This is a genomic window from Pseudomonas sp. GQ91 (assembly GCF_059758795.1).
In genome coordinates, this window is the sequence record NZ_JCAXED010000006.1 from 95,038 (window position 1) to 113,527 (window position 18,490).

15 protein-coding genes are annotated in these 18,490 nt (G+C 60.9%); 4 read left to right on the plus strand and 11 right to left on the minus strand.

Annotated features, from left to right (window positions below):
• Positions 1–227 precede the first annotated feature (227 nt).
• From AC6CIA_RS10800 to pedF, 8 genes are all read right to left on the minus strand, one after another.
• Positions 228–1,706, minus strand: coding sequence for a DASS family sodium-coupled anion symporter (locus AC6CIA_RS10800; RefSeq protein WP_498311850.1), 1,479 nt, complete (start codon positions 1,704–1,706; stop codon positions 228–230).
• An 87-nt stretch (positions 1,707–1,793) separates the two neighbouring features.
• The gene (locus tag AC6CIA_RS10805) at positions 1,794–3,164 is read right to left on the minus strand and encodes an ATP-binding response regulator (protein ID WP_498311852.1); all 1,371 of its coding nucleotides are present in this window, start codon (positions 3,162–3,164) and stop codon (positions 1,794–1,796) included.
• A complete protein-coding gene (ercA, locus tag AC6CIA_RS10810; protein WP_498311854.1) occupies positions 3,148–4,311 on the minus strand; it encodes an alcohol dehydrogenase-like regulatory protein ErcA in 1,164 nt (387 codons plus the stop codon). The genes AC6CIA_RS10805 and ercA overlap by 17 nt, the downstream gene beginning before the upstream one ends.
• A 198-nt stretch (positions 4,312–4,509) precedes the next feature.
• Entirely contained in the window at positions 4,510–4,581 is a 72-nt protein-coding gene (pqqA, locus tag AC6CIA_RS10815) for a pyrroloquinoline quinone precursor peptide PqqA (protein WP_010209364.1), read from the minus strand.
• Positions 4,582–4,819: 238 nt separating this feature from the next.
• The gene (gene exaC, locus AC6CIA_RS10820; protein WP_498311856.1) at positions 4,820–6,340 is read right to left on the minus strand and encodes an acetaldehyde dehydrogenase ExaC; all 1,521 of its coding nucleotides are present in this window, start codon (positions 6,338–6,340) and stop codon (positions 4,820–4,822) included.
• Positions 6,341–6,368: 28 nt separating this feature from the next.
• Positions 6,369–7,295 carry a quinoprotein relay system zinc metallohydrolase 1 gene (locus AC6CIA_RS10825; RefSeq protein ID WP_498312208.1) on the minus strand — a complete coding sequence of 309 codons (927 nt, stop codon included), beginning with the start codon at positions 7,293–7,295 and terminating at the stop codon, positions 6,369–6,371.
• Between the two features lie 2 nt (positions 7,296–7,297).
• On the minus strand, positions 7,298–8,041 hold the full coding sequence (locus AC6CIA_RS10830) for a quinoprotein dehydrogenase-associated SoxYZ-like carrier (protein WP_498311857.1): 744 nt from the start codon (positions 8,039–8,041) through the stop codon (positions 7,298–7,300).
• Positions 8,042–8,044: 3 nt separating this feature from the next.
• Positions 8,045–8,506 carry a cytochrome c-550 PedF gene (gene pedF / locus AC6CIA_RS10835; RefSeq protein ID WP_498311859.1) on the minus strand — a complete coding sequence of 154 codons (462 nt, stop codon included), beginning with the start codon at positions 8,504–8,506 and terminating at the stop codon, positions 8,045–8,047.
• A gap of 254 nt (positions 8,507–8,760) precedes the next feature.
• Here pedF and exaA point away from each other — a divergent pair, with 254 nt between their 5' ends.
• Both exaA and AC6CIA_RS10845 read left to right on the plus strand, forming a co-directional pair.
• Positions 8,761–10,653, plus strand: coding sequence for a quinoprotein ethanol dehydrogenase (gene exaA / locus AC6CIA_RS10840; RefSeq protein WP_498311861.1), 1,893 nt, complete (start codon positions 8,761–8,763; stop codon positions 10,651–10,653).
• 86 nt (positions 10,654–10,739) lie between these two features.
• Positions 10,740–11,381 carry a pentapeptide repeat-containing protein gene (locus AC6CIA_RS10845; RefSeq protein ID WP_339528365.1) on the plus strand — a complete coding sequence of 214 codons (642 nt, stop codon included), beginning with the start codon at positions 10,740–10,742 and terminating at the stop codon, positions 11,379–11,381.
• 104 nt (positions 11,382–11,485) lie between these two features.
• Here the strand turns inward: AC6CIA_RS10845 and AC6CIA_RS10850 are convergent, their stop codons facing one another.
• Complete coding sequence (locus tag AC6CIA_RS10850; protein WP_498311862.1) at positions 11,486–12,115, minus strand: response regulator; 630 nt, start codon at positions 12,113–12,115, stop codon at positions 11,486–11,488.
• A 154-nt stretch (positions 12,116–12,269) separates the two neighbouring features.
• Between AC6CIA_RS10850 and AC6CIA_RS10855 the strand changes: the two genes are divergently transcribed.
• Together AC6CIA_RS10855 and AC6CIA_RS10860 are read left to right on the plus strand one after the other, a co-directional pair.
• Positions 12,270–12,809, plus strand: coding sequence for a PQQ-dependent catabolism-associated CXXCW motif protein (locus tag AC6CIA_RS10855; RefSeq protein WP_498311864.1), 540 nt, complete (start codon positions 12,270–12,272; stop codon positions 12,807–12,809).
• Between the two features lie 27 nt (positions 12,810–12,836).
• A complete protein-coding gene (locus AC6CIA_RS10860; protein ID WP_084379206.1) occupies positions 12,837–13,502 on the plus strand; it encodes a response regulator transcription factor in 666 nt (221 codons plus the stop codon).
• Positions 13,503–14,715: 1,213 nt separating this feature from the next.
• On the opposite strand, the gene nahK is transcribed toward AC6CIA_RS10860, so the two are convergent.
• Positions 14,716–17,334: a hybrid sensor histidine kinase/response regulator NahK/ErcS' gene (nahK, locus tag AC6CIA_RS10865; protein WP_498312210.1), complete on the minus strand. Its 2,619-nt coding sequence runs from the start codon at positions 17,332–17,334 to the stop codon at positions 14,716–14,718.
• Positions 17,303–18,466, minus strand: coding sequence for a nitric oxide-sensing protein NosP (gene nosP / locus AC6CIA_RS10870; RefSeq protein WP_498311865.1), 1,164 nt, complete (start codon positions 18,464–18,466; stop codon positions 17,303–17,305). Before nosP ends, nahK begins: the two co-directional genes overlap by 32 nt.
• Positions 18,467–18,490 lie beyond the last annotated feature (24 nt).

An 18,490-nucleotide genomic window follows, 5' to 3' on the forward strand; every position in this document is an offset into this window, starting at 1 on the left:
TTTACTCAGAGAACAGTAAACCTGAGTCGAGTTCACCTTGTCATCTCTCAGCCAGTCAAAACCCCTGTAGCAAGGGGACTTACCCTGAGCTGTAGGAGCGAGCTTGCTCGCGAAGAACTCAAAGACACCGCGATTATCCAGTACGCCCGCGTTATTGTTGACGATTTTCGCGAGCAAGCTCGCTCCTACAGTTCAGGTAAGTCCATTCGCCACGGGTGGAGCCCCCGTCAAATCCAGCCCAACCAGCTCCAGTAGGTCGTCGCAAACACCAGCATCAACCCATAACCGATCAGCGTCACCAGGATCCCGACCTTGGCAAACTGCCGAGCGGTGAAGGTTCCCGTCCCCAGGCACACCATGTTCTGCGGTGCGTTGATCGGCAGGATAAAGCCATAACTGACCACAAACCCCAACAACATGGTCATGCCCAAGCGGCTGAAATCCCCGGGCAGGGTTTGCAGCACGGCGATCAGGATCGGCAACAGCGCCGAGGTGAGTGCCGTGGCACTGGCGAATCCGAGGTGGATCACAATCAGGAACGCCGCAAGGATCGCAAACACCCCCAGCGGTCCCAGTTGATCCAGTCCGGTATGCGCCACCACCTGTGTCCCCAGCCATTGCCCGGCCTGGGTGGTGAGCAGCGCGGTGCCGAGGCTGATCCCTACGCCGAACACAATCACCGTGCCCCACGGAATACGCGACTGCACATCTTTCCAGGTCATCACGCCAAGCCCCGGCATCAACAGCAACACCAGGCCCGCGTAGGTGGTGGACGTGGTGTCGAAGCGGTGCAGACGTCCTTCAGTGGCCCAGGCCAGCAGCAACAGGATCGATACCGTCAGCAAACGCTTCTGCGGACCAGTCATCGGACCGATATCCACCAGCGACTGCGCCACCGCCTCCTTGCCACCGGGAATACTGTCGCTTTCCGGTGGCAGCAATTTGCGCACCAGGAACAGCAACACCGCCGACATGATCAACGCCCACGGCGCCCCGGCGACCAGCCAGTCGATCCACGAGACACGCTGGCCGAGCATCTTGTCCATGAAGCCGGCCGTCAGCAGGTTCTGCGCGGCGGCGGTCTGAATGCCGACGTTCCAGATGCTGGTGCCTTGGGCAACGACGATCATGATCCCGGCGGCGATGTTCGAACGCTTGTCCACGCCAAAGGCAGCGATCACTCCCATCATGATCGGCACCACACACGCGCTGCGGGCGGTAGCGCTGGGCACCACCAGGCTGAGCAGAATAGTCACCGCAATCGCCCCCAGCAGAATCCCGCGGGTACTGGTCCCCACCCGAGTCAGCGTGACCAGTGCGATACGCCGGTCCAGTCCGGTGTGGGTCATGGCCGCGGCGATAAACAGCGCGCCGGCCACCAGGGCCAGGGCCGGATTGGAAAAACCGGTCAGCGCCATGCTGATGGCCGGGCTGGAACCAATCAACTGCGTCGGATCCTGCAATGACGGCGCGGTGCCCAACAAAAACGCCATCAGCGAAGTGATCATGATCGCACTGGCTTCGTAGGACACCGCTTCGGTGATCCACACCACTACGGCAAAGGCGAGAATCGCCAACATCCGGTGGCCCGCCACTGGCAAGTCGGCGGGTATCGGCAACAGCAGCACCCCGACCATCACCAGCACGGCGAAAACCAGGCCCATGGGCAACTTGAAGGAAACAACAGGTGTTGCGGCGGCGCTCATGCAGATCTCCGGCAGCCAGAATAATCAGGCGTACAGGATGAGGCCAAACGTCGCGGAAGGTGTTGACAGGCATCAACGCCCGGCCGCTTACCCCAGCAACTGGCTCAACACTGCGCGCAACTTGCCGGGCTTGACCGGTTTGTTCAACAGCGGGGCCTGCAGGCGCTGCAACGAGCGACGGCATTGATCAGTGCGATCGGCGGTGATGATCACCGCCGGAATCATCAACGCGAAATGCTCGCGCAGGTGCCGGACCACCTCACAGCCCACCACCCCGTGATCGAGGTGATAATCCGCCAGAATCAGCTCCGGCGCCCTGCCCTGCAATGCAGCCAGCGCACCCGCCTGATCCGTCGCGACCACCACCTCGCAGCCCCATTGCCCGAGTAGCGCACGCATACTTTCCAGGATCGTGATTTCGTTATCCAGCACCAACAGCCGGCGTCCCGGTAACGGGTTACCGGCGCCGGCCTGAGGGGGTGCCTGACAAATGGGCAACGGCACTTGCGCGGACAGCGGCACCTCGATGCTGAACATCGAACCGCGGCCAGGCCACGAACGAACCATCACCTGGCAAGCGAGAATTTTCGCGATACGCTCGACAATCGCCAGCCCCAATCCCACGCCCTTGCGATCCGCCGCACGGCCGACATTCAACTGGTTGAACTCGAGGAAGATCGACTCCAGGCTGTCGGCCGCGATGCCGCGCCCGGTGTCCCACACTTCCAGCCGCAGACACCCGCCCCGCCGCCGCGCCCCCAGCAGGATGCAGCCCTCGTCGGTGTAACGGCAGGCATTGCTCAGGAAGTTGCGCAGGATGCGTGTCAGCAAACGCAGATCAGTGTTGATGGCGTAATGGCTCATGTGGACCCGCAAATTGAGCCCTGCCGCGGCCGCCACCGATTGAAACTCCGACACCAGCGGCGCGAGCAATTCGTCGAGTCGGTATGAGGCAATATCCGGCTTGACCGCGGCCTGGTCGAGGCGGGAGATGTCGAGCAAATCGGCGAGCAAGTCTTCTGCACCTTCCAGGGCCTGGTGAGTGCGTTCCACCAGCACCTGTTCGGCACTCGGCAGACTGCGTTCGCGCAGGGTGGAAATCAACAGCCGGGCGGCATTGAGTGGCTGCAACAGATCATGACTGGCGGCCGCCAGGTATTTGTCCTTGCTGCGATTGGCGGCCTGGGCGGCGTCACGCGCATCACGCAGGTCCTGCTCGATCCGTTCACGCCGGGCGATCTGCTGTTGCAGATTGCGGTTGGCCTCCAGCAACTCATCGGTGCGTGCGGCGACCCGTTGTTCCAGTTCGTCGTTCAGCCCTTTGTAACGATTGCGCTCGGCCTCCAGCTCATCCAGGCGCGCCGTCAGTTCCGGGTAGTGACTTTTGCGCGCCGAGTGATCGCCCAGCCCCAGCAGCCCGGCCAACGCACGTTGCTGATCGTCAGAGAGCTTCGCCATAGACGACCTCGACGTCACGCTGGCTGGACTCACGCGGGTTGGTGAGGATGCACGGATCATGCATCGCGTGCTGCGACAAGAAGGGAATATCCGCCACCCTTACCCCGTGCAGACCGAGGGTTTCATGGAAGCCGATCGCGTGTTTCAAGGCAATCAGATGATCCACCAGCCGAGCGCTGATCTGTCGCTGATTGAGGCCACGGCAATCGATGCCGAACGTCTCGGCAATGACCTTGAAACGGTCCGGTGCCGAGTTGTAGTTGAACGCCACCACGTGCTCCACCAACACCGCGTTGCACAGACCGTGAGGCAGATCGAGAAAGCCTCCCAGGCTGTGAGACATGGCGTGCACCGCGCCGAGGATCGCATTGGAAAACGCCAGCCCGGCCTGCATGCTGCCCAGCATGATCTTCTCGCGCAGGGCGATATCGTGCGGGTTGGCGATCATCTGCACCAGATTGCCGTTGATCAAACGCATGGCTTCCAGCGCGTGGGGATCGGTCAGCGGGCCGTGACCGGTGGACACAAAGGCTTCGATGGCATGCACCAAGGCGTCGATGCCGGTACAGGCCGCGAGGAACGGGTCCATGCTCGCGGTGGTTTCCGGGTCGATCAGCGATACATCCGGCACCACCGCCTTGCTGACGATGGAGAACTTCATGCGCTCCTGCTGGTTGGAAATGATCACGAATTGCGAGACATCGGCCGAGGTACCGGCGGTGGTCGGGATCAGGATCAGCGGCGGGCTGGGCACGCGAAGGGTGTCCACGCCTTCGAACTCGAGGATGCTGCGCCCGTGGGCGACCACAATCCCGATGGCCTTGCCGCAATCCATCGGGCTACCGCCACCGACGGCGACGATTACATCGCAATGGTGCTCGCGGTAGACCTCGGCGCCGAGCATCACTTCCTCGACACGCGGGTTGGGCGATACGGCGGTGTACAGGCAGTAATCGATGCCCAGCGCCTGCAGGCTGGCCTCGACATCAGTGACCCAGCCGGCGGCCACGACGCCGGGATCGCTGACTACCAGCACCTTGCGCGCCCCGAAGGTCTTGGCGTAGTTGCCGACATTGTGCCGGCAGCCGGCACCGAAGATGATTTCAGGGGAGACGAATTTACGCAGCTGGCTGAGGTTATGGCTCATTGGAAAGCCTGTTTTTATTGTTTTTGGAAGATGCACGCCACACTAAACCATCCGCAGGCGAATGCAATCAGACCAAAGAGTAGCCCACTGCCGGTGACGAACAGGAACGCCGGTAGCTGCGGCAAGCGCAAGCTGTGCACCCTGCGTAGCAACTGTCGAGCCCCGGCGAGGCTCGACAGTTGCTACGCAGGGTGCGTCTCAGCGGCTGGCGAAGTACATGGTCACTTCAAAGCCGATACGCAGGTCGGTAAACGCGGGTTTGGTCCACATGGGGCGATCCTCTTGTTGTGCCGGAAGATTCCGGTGGGAGTATTAATGCATGGGTGAGACGCAGGGCGAATGCTACTTTCGAGGGAGGTCGGGGGGACGTTGGTATCAGCCCTCGCCCGAAGCCTCTGCCGAGGAATGACGCGGGGAATCTGGCACCCCGAGGCGATCTCAGGTTTTTCGCGAGCAAGCTCGTTCCTGCAGGGTGCCGAGTAGCACGAGCCGTGCACAAAACCTTGGATCAAAAGAACCCCAACGGATTCACGTCATAGCTGACCAACAGATTCTTGGTCTGTTGATAATGATCCAGCATCATCTTGTGATTTTCCCGCCCGACTCCGGACTTCTTGTACCCGCCAAACGCCGCATGCGCCGGGTACAGGTGATAACAATTGGTCCACACTCGCCCGGCCTTGATCGCCCGGCCCATGCGGTAGGCGCGGTTGATATCGCGGGTCCAAAGCCCGGCACCGAGGCCGAACTCGCTGTCGTTGGCAATCGCCAGCGCTTCGGCTTCGTCCTTGAAGGTGGTGACGCCGACCACCGGACCGAAGATCTCCTCCTGGAACACGCGCATCTTGTTGTGCCCCTTGAGCAAGGTCGGCTGAATGTAATAGCCGCTGGACAGGTCACCCTCCAGACGTTCGGCCGCGCCGCCGGTGAGTAGCACGGCGCCCTCTTCCTCGGCGATTTTCAGGTAGGAGAGGATCTTCTCGTATTGCTGCGCGGACGCCTGGGCGCCGACCATGGTCTCGGTGTCCAGCGGGTTGCCGCGTTTGATCTTGACGATCTTCTTCATCACCTCGGCCATGAACGACTCGTAGATCGATTCTTGCACCAGCGCCCGCGACGGGCAGGTACAGACTTCGCCCTGGTTGAAGAAAGCCAGCACCAGACCTTCGGCGGCCTTTTCGATAAAGGCCGGTTCCGCGTTCATGATGTCTTCGAAAAAGATGTTCGGCGACTTGCCGCCCAGTTCCACGGTCGACGGGATGATGTTCTCGGCCGCTGCATGCATGATGTGCGCGCCAATCGGGGTGGAACCGGTGAAGGCGATCTTGGCGATACGCTTGCTGGTGGCCAGCGCTTCACCGGCCTCGCGACCGAAGCCCTGGACGATATTGAGCACGCCAGGCGGCAGCAAATCGCCGATCAACTCGGCCAACACCATGATCGACAGCGGCGTCTGCTCGGCCGGCTTGAGCACGATGCAATTGCCGGCGGCCAGCGCCGGGGCAAGTTTCCAGGCGGCCATCAACAGCGGGAAGTTCCACGGGATGATCTGCCCGACCACGCCCAGCGGCTCGTGGAAATGATAGGCGGCAGTCAGTTCGTTGATCTCGGCCGCGCCGCCTTCCTGGGCGCGGATGCAGCCGGCGAAATAGCGGAAGTGGTCGGCGGCCAGCGGCACGTCGGCATTCAGGGTTTCACGTATAGCCTTGCCGTTGTCCCAGGTTTCGCTGACGGCCAGCACTTCCAGATGCTGCTCGATACGGTCGGCGATTTTCAGCAACACCCGCGAGCGATCCTGGGCCGAGGTCTTGCCCCAGGCATCGGCGGCGGCATGGGCGGCGTCGAGAGCCTTGTCGATATCGGCGGCGCTGGAGCGCGGGAATTCGGCGATCACCGCGCCGGTGACGGGCGAGGTGTTGGTAAAGTATTCGCCATTGACCGGCGCCACGAACTCACCGCCGATGAAATTGCCGTAGCGCGCTTTGAAGGTAACGATAGCGCCAGGGGTTCCGGGTTGTGCGTAGATCATGCTGAAGCCTCTGTTTGTTGTGAGATTGTCAGGGGTTTAGGTGCTGCATCTGCTCACGCTCATACTGCGGGTACAAGTGGCTGACGCTGCGGATCAGTTCGTAGCGACTGAGGTTGATGGCGGCAAACCGCTCAGGGATCGGGCTACGGATCAGCGCTGGCATACCGCTGCCGTGACTGGCACCCTCGCGCAGCAGATGATCGAGCCAACCCAGGTAGTCGCGCATCTGCTCGAAAGGCTTGGCGTCCACCGCCACCGGGCCATGGCCGGGCACAATCAGGGTCCAGGGCAAACCTTGCAGGGTGGCGATATCCGCCAGCCAGATCGCCAGCCCCGGCGTATTGGGAGTGGTCAGGGCGCGCTGGTAAAACACCAGGTCACCGGCAAACAGCACGCCGGTTTTCTGGTCCAGAATCGCCAGGTCGGCGCCGCTGTGCCCGCGGAGTTCAAGCAGGCGCAAAGGATGGCTACCGAAGGTCGTCACGCCGGGTGACAGGACTTGAGTGGGCAATACCACTTCGGTGCCGCGCATCCAGTCGCCGACCATGCGGTACAGGTTCTCGGCCATGCCGTCGCCCTGCTCATGCAGCAGTTGCGTGGTGCCCGCCAGGGCGCCGATGGGCACGTCCTTGAAGGCTTGGTTACCCAGCGCATGGTCTGGGTGGTGATGGGTCAGCAGCACCTGGATCACCGGTTTATCGGTGACGCTGGCGATGGCCTGACGCAGCGCCTCGCCGTAGCGTTTCGACGGCCCGGTGTCGATCACCACCACGCCGGGCTCAGTGACGATAAAGCCGACGTTGACGATATTGCCGCCGTTGTCCCGGCCGAAGTTATCGGTGCTGCCTTCCAGCAGCCAGGTGTTTTCAGCGATCTGTCGGGGCTTGAGGTGGTAGTTCAGGTCGGCCAGTACCGGCAGGCTCAGGGTGATCAGCCACAGTAGGATCCAGCGCAGGTTCACGGGATGGCCGCCTCGAATTGCGTGCCGCTGGTGTCGCGCAGCATCAGGCGGGTTTGCCCCGAACCTTCGATATCAAACGCCAGGTTGGGGTTTTCGCTGACAGCCGGGAACAGTTCCAGGCGCGCCAGCAGCTCGCCGTCGGCAGCGCGCAACTCGGCCTGGTTGATGAAAAACTCGGGAATGCCGCTGACCAAGCCGTTATCCATGGGATGTGAAACCTGCAGCTTGACGCGGCTGAACCCGGCGCGTGGGTATCGCCCGCCGAACACTTCGCCCAGGTGCTCCTCCCAGCCCGGCTGGGTACGCACCACGCTGGGCGCGGTGCAGCCACCGCCTGCGGCGTCGATCAGGGTAGCACCGACATGCCACAGGCCATCCTTGGTCAACACGGCTGCGCGCAATGGCGTGGCCTGTTCGATGCGGATACGCATCGACAGCCACGGCAGCACGCGCTCCCGGGGATGGAAGTCGACGATTTCGGGCAGTGGATTAAGCTCGGCCCAGGCGAGGATTCTCACCACCTCGCCCTTGAACGCCCGGGCGTCGATTTCCAAGGGTACCTGACGCGCATCTTCGGCAAACGGCGGCGCCAGCAGCTTGACGCGCGGGTCAAACACGAACGCAGCGTTGTCGAGGAGGCGCTGGTGGTAATAGGCCCACATCACGGATGGCACCGGATCGACAGGCGTGCCCCAGGCGAGCATCGGCAGACACAAGGCCCACAACCCGTTCAGGCGCATGGGTCACTCCTCGACGTGTACGCTGTCGAGGTAAGTGCGCACCGCCCACAATGCCTCCTGGCTCAAGTAGTCGGCCATCTTCGGCATGTACACCCGGCCATCGCGCACGGCACCATTACGTACCCGTTCGACGAACCACTCATCCCCGACGTCGCCTTCATCAAGCATCCGCAGATCCGGAGCGATGCCGCCGGACTTGGCTTCCAGTCCGTGGCACGCGGCGCAGTTCTGGTTGTACGCCGAGGCGCCGACTTCGATAGCCTTGCCCTGCTCCGGCGATTTGCGGTACGGGTTGACCGCCGCCCAGCCATCGGCGTCGAGCGGTACGCCAGCCTCCTTGATCGGCGTCAGTCCCTGGGTTTCCACCGCGGTGGGCGTCACGTTGCCATGCGCCCAGACGAAGCCTGTACTGATAGCGCCGGCCAGCAGGCCGACAAAGAACAAGGCGTTGCGTTTTGTTGTCATTGTTTTTCCCTCGGGAGTGCACGCAAAACCTCTTTAGAGAGGCTATGGCAACCATCTTAGGAAGCTCTCGCCAAGCGCCGTATGCTGCTTTGGTGGCCGGCCGTTACTCCCTTGGTAGTAGGGCTTGTGGGGCACTTCCAAATCAGATGCGGCTCGGGAAATTATCCCGGCGACACCGGGATATTTTCCGTAGGCGCCAACCCCTTCCAGACAGCAACCTGTGCAGGCCAAAACCTCCACTGGGAACTGCAACCATGACAATAAGATCGCTCCCCGCCCTTTCGCCGCTGTGCCTTGCCGTGCAGGCTTTTCTGCTGGTCGGCAGCCTGTCCTTGAGTGCGACAGGCTTCGCCGCCGCCCCTGCCAAAAAACCGACCCATAACGTCACGTGGGAAGACATTGCCAACGATCACCTGAGCACCAAGGACGTCCTGCAATACGGCATGGGCACCAATGCCCAGCGCTGGAGCCCGCTGGCTCAAGTCAACGACAAGAACGTGTTCAAGCTGACACCCGCCTGGTCCTACTCGTTCGGTGACGAAAAGCAGCGCGGCCAGGAATCCCAGGCCATCGTCAGCGACGGCGTGGTGTACGTCACCGGCTCGTATTCGCGGGTCTTCGCCCTCGACGCCAAGACCGGCAAGCGCCTGTGGACCTACAGCCACCGCCTGCCCGACAACATTCGTCCCTGCTGTGACGTGGTCAACCGCGGGGCGGCGATCTTCGGTGACAAGATCTACTTCGGCACCCTCGATGCGCGCCTGGTCGCCCTCGACAAAAACACCGGCAAAGTGGTGTGGAACAAAAAGTTCGGCGACCACGCCGCCGGCTACACCATGACCGGGGCCCCGGTGCTGATCAAAGACAAAGTCAGCGGCAAAGTGCTGCTGATCCACGGCAGCTCGGGTGATGAGTTCGGCGTGGTCGGCCAGCTGTATGCACGTGACCCGGACACGGGTGAAGAAGTGTGGATGCGGCCGTTTGTCGAAGGTCATATGGGCCGTCTCAACGGCAAGGACAGCACTCCGACCGGGGATGTCAAGGCGCCGTCCTGGCCCGATGATCCGACCACCGAAACCGGCAAGGTCGAAGCCTGGAGCCATGGCGGCGGCGCGCCTTGGCAGAGCGCCAGCTTCGATCCCGAAACCAACACCATCATCGTCGGCGCCGGCAATCCTGGCCCATGGAACACCTGGGCGCGAACCTCCAAGGACGGCAACCCTCACGATTTCGACAGCCTCTACACCTCCGGCCAAGTCGGTGTCGATCCGAGCACCGGCGAAGTGAAGTGGTTCTACCAGCACACGCCAAACGATGCCTGGGACTTCTCCGGCAACAACGAGCTGGTGCTGTTCGACTACAAGGACAAGGACGGCAAAGTGGTCAAGGCCACCGGCCATGCCGACCGCAACGGTTTCTTCTATGTGGTGGACCGCAACAACGGCAAACTGCAGAACGCTTTCCCGTTCGTCGACAACATCACCTGGGCCAGCCACATCGACCTGAAAACCGGACGGCCCGTGGAGAACGAAGGCCAGCGTCCGGCCAAGCCCTTGCCGGGGGAAACCAAGGGCAAGCCGGTGGAGGTCTCGCCACCGTTCCTCGGCGGCAAGAACTGGAACCCCATGGCCTACAGCCAGGACACCGGGCTGTTCTACATCCCGGGCAACCAATGGAAAGAGGAATATTGGACCGAAGAGGTCAACTACAAGAAAGGCTCGGCCTACCTCGGCATGGGGTTCCGCATCAAGCGCATGTATGACGACCATGTCGGCACATTGCGGGCGATGAACCCGACCACCGGCAAGGTGGTGTGGGAGCACAAGGAATCACTGCCGTTGTGGGCCGGCGTGTTGGCTACCAAGGGCAACCTGGTGTTCACCGGCACTGGAGATGGTTTCTTCAAGGCGTTCGACGCGAAAACCGGCAAGGAGCTGTGGAAGTTCCAGACCGGCAGCGGCATCGTCTCCCCGCCGATCACCTGGGAACAGGATGGCGAGCAGTACATCGGCGTCACCGTCGGTTATGGCGGCGCGGTCCCGCTGTGGGGTGGCGACATGGCTGAGCTGACCAAGCCGGTGGCGCAAGGTGGGTCGTTCTGGGTGTTCAAGATCCCGAGTTGGGACATGCAGGCCGCCAAAAACTAGATAGAGACCGCCGCAGATACCGTCTTGAGCCTTGCGCTTGCAGACGGTATCTACGCAATGCGTTCCTCCGCCGACGAGGTGTTGTGATGAAATACCTGCCTTTGCTACTGCTCCTGAGCCTGCCCCTCGCCCATGCCGACGAGGGTGACCCGCTGATCATCAATGGCTGCGCCATCGCCGAGCACAGCCAATGTCCCGGCGCCCACCTCAGAGGCGCCAACTTGCGTAACCAGAACTTGAGCAAGATGAACCTGGCTGGCGCTGATTTGCGTGACGCCGACCTGCGCCATGCCAACCTCGACTTGGCCAATCTGGAAAAAGCTCAGTTGCAAGGCGCCAACCTGACCCGCGCCAGCCTGCAACAAAGCAACCTGCGTCTGGCCGACTTCAGCGGTGCAACCCTGGTTGCCGTGCAGGGTTGGGGTATGTTTGCCCAGGGCGCACAGTTCGAAAACGCCAACCTCAGCGCGGCCTATCTGCAATTCGCCCGCCTGTCCGGGGCCAAACTACACAAGGCCAACCTGCGGGCCGCCGACCTGGAAATGAGCTGGCTGAGCAAGGCCGATCTGCAAGGCGCCGATCTCAGTGATGCCAACCTGCAGGAAGCCAAACTCGCTGAAAGCAACCTCGAACAGGCGACCCTCAGCGGAACCCGCCAGCACTATGCGAATTTCCAGGATGCGAATATGGAAGGCTGCACCGACTGCCCGACCACCTGGGACCGCTAACCCCGGACCGCAGGAACGAGCTTGCTCGCGGAAAACCTGAACGATGACGCAGCGGTTGCAAATAGCCCGCGGCGCCCGTGCATTTTTCGCGAGCGAGCTCGCGCCTACAGTGAAAAGGTGTGCACCACCCCCATGTCGATACCCACATGCACCAACTCGGCATGGGACGTAACCTGCAATTTGCTCTTGAGCAAGGTCAGGTAGTTGGACACGGTTTTGCTGCTCAGGCTCAGTTGCGCGGCGATGGAGCGCGTCGGCGTGCCTTTGGCGAGCATCAGGAATATCTCCAGCTCACGCGCAGTCATGCCCTGCAAGCGATGATCGCCGGGATGATAGGCAAGCTCAGTGGCCAACGCCTGTTCGATGTAGGTATGACCGTCGAGAATGCGTTGCACCGCTTCGCTCATCACCGCAGGCGTCGCACGCTTGGTGATATAGCCTGAAGCACCGGCCTCCAGCGCCTGGCGCACCAACGACAACTCGGTATGTTGGCTGAAAAACAGCACGCGCAATTGCGGCAGGCGCTGGCGCAGGCGACGGGTGGTTTCCAGACCGCTGATGCCCGGTAAGCCGAAGCCGATGATTACCAGGTTCGGCACCGCTTCCTGCACCCGCTGCAGCGCCTCTTCGCCGTTGACCGCTTCGCGCACGTGCAGACTTGGCAACAGATTGCGCAACAGGCTGGCGTAGCCCAGGCGCACGACGGCGTGATCATCCACCAGCAGAATATTCATGGTGCCTCCAAGGGCTGAATCTGCCGTCCATGCTAGAACCCCGCGACTCGGCGCGGGCTACTACTTTGGTACTGGTTTTCCTGTCTATCGTCGCATTCCCAATGCACCGGGACTGGCGTGTAATGGGCGCATAACGATAAGGACTGGACCTGCCATGCTGCCCGCTCGATTGCCACTTCTGGCGCTGTTGTGCCTGCTCATCAGCCACGCACAGGCCGGCCCTGCGCTGTTTTCCGCCGACGGCTATCGCATCGGCCTGTACCGCAGCCCGACGCCCGGGCACCTGCCGGGGGCAACGATTGTCGACACGCCGGCCCTGCAAACCCTGCTCAGCCAAACGCCCAAGCCGATACTGATCGACGTCTACCGCCGCCAATGGCTGCAAGGTCGCTTCATCGAAGACCAGCCCCATGCCAACCTGCCCGGCAGTCACTGGCTGGCGAATACCGGCGATGGCGACCTCTCGCCCGAATGGCGCGAGTATTTCGTGCGTCATCTGTACAAACTCACCGAAGGCGACCTGTCGCATCCATTGGTCTTCTACTGTCGCTCCGATTGCTGGCTGAGTTGGAACGCGGTAAAACGAGCCGCCAATCTGGGCTATACCTCTGTGTATTGGTATCGCGATGGCTTGGATGCGTGGGAAGCGGCAAAACTGCCAGTGATGGCTGCGACACCCGAGCCCTTTGAATAAATACCCACAACAAGAAGGTGAACGGCCATGTACAAGATTCTGATTGCCGACGATCACCCGCTGTTTCGCGAAGCAATCCATAACGTCATCAGCGATGGTTTCGCCGGCAGTGACGTGATGGAAACCGCCGACCTGGACAGCGCCCTGGCCCTGACCCGGGAGCACGACGACCTTGACCTGATCCTGCTGGACCTGAACATGCCGGGCATGCACGGTCTCAATGGCTTGATCAACTTGCGTAACGAAGCGCCAACGATCCCGGTGGTGATCGTGTCCGCCGAGCAGGACAAGCAGATCGTGCTGCAAGCCATCACCTACGGCGCGGTCGGCTTTATCACCAAGTCCTCGCCTCGGGCGCAGATGACCGAGGCGATCCAGCAGATCCTCAATGGCAACGTCTATCTGCCGCCGGACATCATCCGCACCCAGAAAACCAGCAACACCCGGCGCATGCATGACAATCCGGCCTTCGCCCCGGAACTGCTCCAGGCCCTGACACGCAAGCAGTTGCTGGTGCTGGAACGGATGACCAAGGGTGAATCGAACAAACAGATTGCGTATACGCTGGAGATTGCCGAGACGACGGTGAAGGCGCACGTGTCGGCGATCTTGCGCAAGTTGAATGTGCATAATCGGGTGCAGGCGATCTTGAGCGCGGGGGATATTGACTTCGGGTCTTATCTGAGGCGATGAGGGGTGTGAGTGGTTTTTTTGTCTGGCTTGAGAACCACCCCTCACCCTAGCCCTCTCCCCAGAGGGGAGAGGGGACTGAATGGGGGATATTCCAGACATTTCTCGACCTGAAAGAACCGCTTTGAATCCACAATCAAAACGGTTTTTCAGGTCGCACACTTTCTCGGCGCACTTCGGTCAGTCCCCTCTGGGGAGAGGGGATTGAATGGGGGATATTCCAGACATTTCTCGACCTGAAAGAACGGCTTTGAATCCACAATCAAAACGGTTTTTCAGGTCGCACACTTTCTCGGCGCACTTCGGTCAGTCCCCTCTGGGGAGAGGGGACTGAATGGGGGATATTCCAGACATTTTTCGACCTGAAAGAACCGCTTTGAATCCACAATCAAAACGGTTTTCCAGGTCGCACACTTTCTCGGCGCACTTCGGTCAGTCCCTTCTGGGGAGAGGGGATTGAATGGGGGATATTCCAGACATTTCTCGACCTGAAAGAACGGCTTTGAATCCACAATCAAAACGGTTTTCCAGGTCGCACACTTTCTCGGCACACTTCGGTCAGTCCCCTCTGGGGAGAGGGGATTGAATGGGGGATATTCCAGACATTTTTCGACCTGAAAGAACGGCTTTGAATCCACAATCAAAACGGTTTTCCAGGTCGCACACTTTCTCGGCGCACTTCGGTCAGTCCCCTCTGGGGAGAGGGGACTGAATGGGGGATATTCCAGACATTTCTCGACCTGAAAGAACGGCCTTGAATCCACAATCAAAACGGTTTTCCAGGTCGCACATTTTCTCAGCGCACTTCGGTCAGTCCCCTCTGGGAAAGGGGACTGAATGGGGGATATTCCAGACATTTTTCGACCTGAAAGAACGGCTTTGAATCCACAATCAAAACGGTTTTCCAGGTCGCACACTTTCTCGGCGCACTTCGGTCAGTCCCCTCTGGGGAGAGGGGATTGAATGGGGGATATTCCAGACATTTCTCGACCTGAAAGAACGGCTTTGAATCCACAATCAAAACGGTTTTCCAGGTCGCACATTTTCTCAGCACACTTCGGTCAGTCCCCTCTGGGGAGAGGGGATTGAATGGGGGATATTCCAGACATTTCTCGACCTGAAGGAACGGCTTTGAATCCACAATCAAAACGGTTTTCCAGGTCGCACATTTTCTCAGCACACTTCGGTCAGTCCCCTCTCCCCTCTGGGGAGAGGGCTAGGGTGAGGGGTGGCTCTTGGCCCCATGCCCACCGAGCAGATACCCCATCGCCATCTTCAACTTCATTGGCCGCACCGGCTTGTGCATCAACGTATGCCCCAGCTCCCGAATCTGCTGCTTGAGTTCATTGCTGTAATTGGCCGTAATCATCATCGCCGGTATGGCGCTGGCCCGCCGTGCGTTGATCCTGGCTACCGCGTCCAGGCCATTTTGCTCATCGTCCAAGTGATAATCGGCGATCAGCAAATCGGCGTCGGCATGATAGTTGTCCACCTGCCGCGCCAGGTCCTGTTCCGACAAGGCGGTAATCACCTCACAGCCCCAGCCTTCCAGCAGCGTGCGCATGCCGGCGCAAATCGCCGCATCATTGTCCAACACCCAGACCCGCGCGCCTTGCAGTCGCTCAAGCAACGGCTCGCCCATGGCGGGCGTCGGCAAGGACTTGGGCGCGGTGGCGCTCAGTGGAACCTCGACACAGAACATCGAGCCCTTGCCCGGCCATGACCGCACGCTGATCCGGTGCCCGAGGATCCCGGCGATTTTCTCCACGATTGCCAGACCCAGGCCCAAACCACGGTCCTGGTCCGGGCGCTGCACGTCGCCGCGCTTGAACTCCTGGAAAATCTCCTCCATACGGTTCTCGGCGATACCCATGCCGCTGTCCCAGACCTGGATCAACAAGCGTTGTTGATGGCGGCGACAACCGAGCACCACACGGCCCTGGCGGGTATAACGAATGGCGTTGCTCAACAGGTTGCGCAAAATCCTTGCGAGCAACTGGATGTCACTGCGTACCAACGCCGAACAGCGGATGAAATGCAACGCCAGTCCTTCACTGCGGGCCACTTGAGTGTATTCGGCGGCCAGGTTGTCCAGCAGTTCGTCGAGGACAAACGGTGCGATATCGGCTTTGATCACCCCGGCATCGAGTTTGGAAATATCCACCAGGGTGCCCAGCAGATTCTCCACATCTTCCAGGGAGTTGCTGACGTTGCGTACCAGCGTCGCGTTGGCCATGGGCTCCCGGCGTTCAAGCAAGGCGCCGGTAAACAAGCGTGCGGCGTTGAGCGGTTGCAGCAGATCATGACTGACCGCTGCGAGAAATTTGGTTTTCGACAGGTTCGCCTGCTCGGCGTCCAGCTTGGCCTCTCGCAGGCGCGACTCGACTCGGCGGCGCTCATCGATTTCACGCAGCAGTTGGTCGTTGAGGGAAGTCAACTCGGCGGTCCGTTCGCGCACGCGTAACTCAAGGTTCTGGTACGCCTGATGCAGCGCCTCGGCGGTACGACGGCGCTCGGTGATGTCGCGGATCAGTACAAAAATGCCCACCACCTCGCCACTGGGCAGGCGGTTGGGCACGTAGGAGCGCAGCATGTAGCGCTCCTGGTTGTTGATATTGGTTTCGGCAAACTCGAAGGTCACGCTCTCCCCCGCCAGCGCCCGGGCGACGTAGGCTTCCAGCCGCTGGTAATGCTGTTCGCTGTGGGCTTCGCGCAGGCTCTGGCCGAGCATCACGCCGCGCGGCCAGCAGTACCATTGCTCATAGACTTTATTGGTGAACTCGTAGACCAGATCCGCGTTGAGGTAAGCAATCAACGCGGGGACATGGTCGGTGATCAGGCGGATCCAGCGCTCGCTTTCGCTCAGGGTTTCGGCATGCCGGTAGCGTTCGGTGATGTCGGTGAAGGTATTGACGAAACCGCCGGTGGGCAGCGGATGCGTGCGAATTTCCAGGACCCGGCCGTCCATCAGCCGTTGCTCGCACTCTTGCACCAGTCGACCCTTGGCATCGCGGCTGGCCGGGGTCAGCAGGTTTAATTCACTGTCGGCGATCACCTCGGCAAACAGCCGGTGGGCGGCTACCGGCGCCAGGCCGCTGAGTTCCAGGAAACGCCGGTTCCACAACTCCAGCACGCCTTCGGCACTGACCATCGCCACGCCTTGGGACAGGTTATCCACCGCTCGCTGCAACAGGTGAGACTTCTGCGCCACCGCGTGTTCGCGGCGCGCGGTTTCGCTGCGCTTGACGTCGGTGATATCGGTAAACAGAAACACACGGCCGCCGTCCTGGGTCGGTCGCTCACTGACTTGCAACCAACGACCGTTGTGCAGGCGGTAGAACAGGTTGCCCTGGTCCTGCCCACGGCTTTCTTCGGCAAACAATCCGGTCGTGGACATCAGCCGCTTGACCTCATCCAGCCGCATGCCCGCGATAAGCCGAACCTGACTGTTGCGCCAGAAGGCCTTGAAACGGCTGTTGCACAACACGATTCGCTGCTGCTGATCGAACAACACAAAGGCATCGGAAATGCTCTCGATGGCGTCGATCAAATGCTGATGCGCGGTTTCCGCGCGCAACCGCGCGTCGCTGAGCAACTGGTTGCTGGCCTTGAGTTCGGCCATGGCCTGGTTCAACGCATCGGTGCGTTCGCGGACCTGCTCGGCCAGCACCACCGAGTGCTGGAACACCGCATACGGATCATTGCCACGGGCCACGCCCGATTCGACGCGTTCGATCAGTGCAGCGTTGATGCGGCGTAGCTTGTGATTTTCCTGCTGCAACGCGCTGATGTGGGCGTTGAGCTCAGCGTTGTCCAAGGGCGCGCCCACGGGCAATGGCGACCCCGGTGAAGGTCTGGTTGATATGCATGCCATTGAACTGTTCTCCGTAGGTGTTGAACCCCAGCACCCGCTGCTCGCGTAAAAACTCGCCGATGTGCTCCAGAGTGCCGTGATCCTCCAGCTCCAGACGGCGCAGGAAACAGTCGCAGCCAATGGTCAGCAACAAATCGCCAAGCCGTGTCTGCAAGCCGTCGAACAGGGTTTGCAGATTGGGCAGGATCGGCCCCGGCGTCATCGCGGTGAGCACGATGCCGTTTTCCACGGCGCAGTAGAAACTCAGGCTCAAGTCCTCGTGGACCTGCTGGATCGCACGCACGTAGTGCTGATCATTGATCCGAACCGCCAGTGGATGGGCCGCGAATAGGCGGTGATCCAATTGCGCCACCGACACCCCGATGTGCCGCGCGTATTCCTCGGCGGCCGGCTCGGCGTTGAGTTCGAAGACCCGGCGCGACGTACTGTCGGCACCGGTCACCACCAGTTTTTGCGCCTGGGGCAGAATGTGATGGGTGGTGAACACTTCAAAATCCAGCCAGGTGTTGACCAGCACCACCACCGCCGCGCCGCTGCGGAAAGCGCCGTCGAAATACACGTGGGTATGGGTCAGGTGGTTGTCATCACCAGCCGAGCCACCGAAATGCGGGATATCCCCCAGGGCCGCGCTCAAGGCAGCAAGGACCATTTCTTCGCGGCTGGACAGGCCATCCAGCAGCGTCAGGGCGAAGCTGTTGCCCTTGATCGGCGCCAGGGTATTGCTGCGACATCCGCCCACCAGGCGCTCGACCATTTGTTGGGCGTCAATCAGACTGAAGCGCGCCACCTGGTCGATCAGCTCGGTGGCAATGGAAAAATGCCGATGATCAAAGCCCACCGCCGTCACGCAATTGCGCCCATAGCCCTGGGGCGTGATCTCGCCGGCGCTGGTGCAGCCCACCAGGCGAATGCCGCCAAAACTATGCTGCAAGGCCTGGCCGAGGGCCTTGAGGTCGTAAGTCGCGGAGCAAAAGAACAGCACGAAGCCAAGGTAAGGATGCAGCAACTGGCGCGCCAGTTCCTCGGCCACCTGCCGGGCGTCGCAGGCCTGGGACATGGCGGTGACGACGCCTTCGTTCTGGACCTGATGCATGCTCGCCCCTCCCCGTTGAAACTC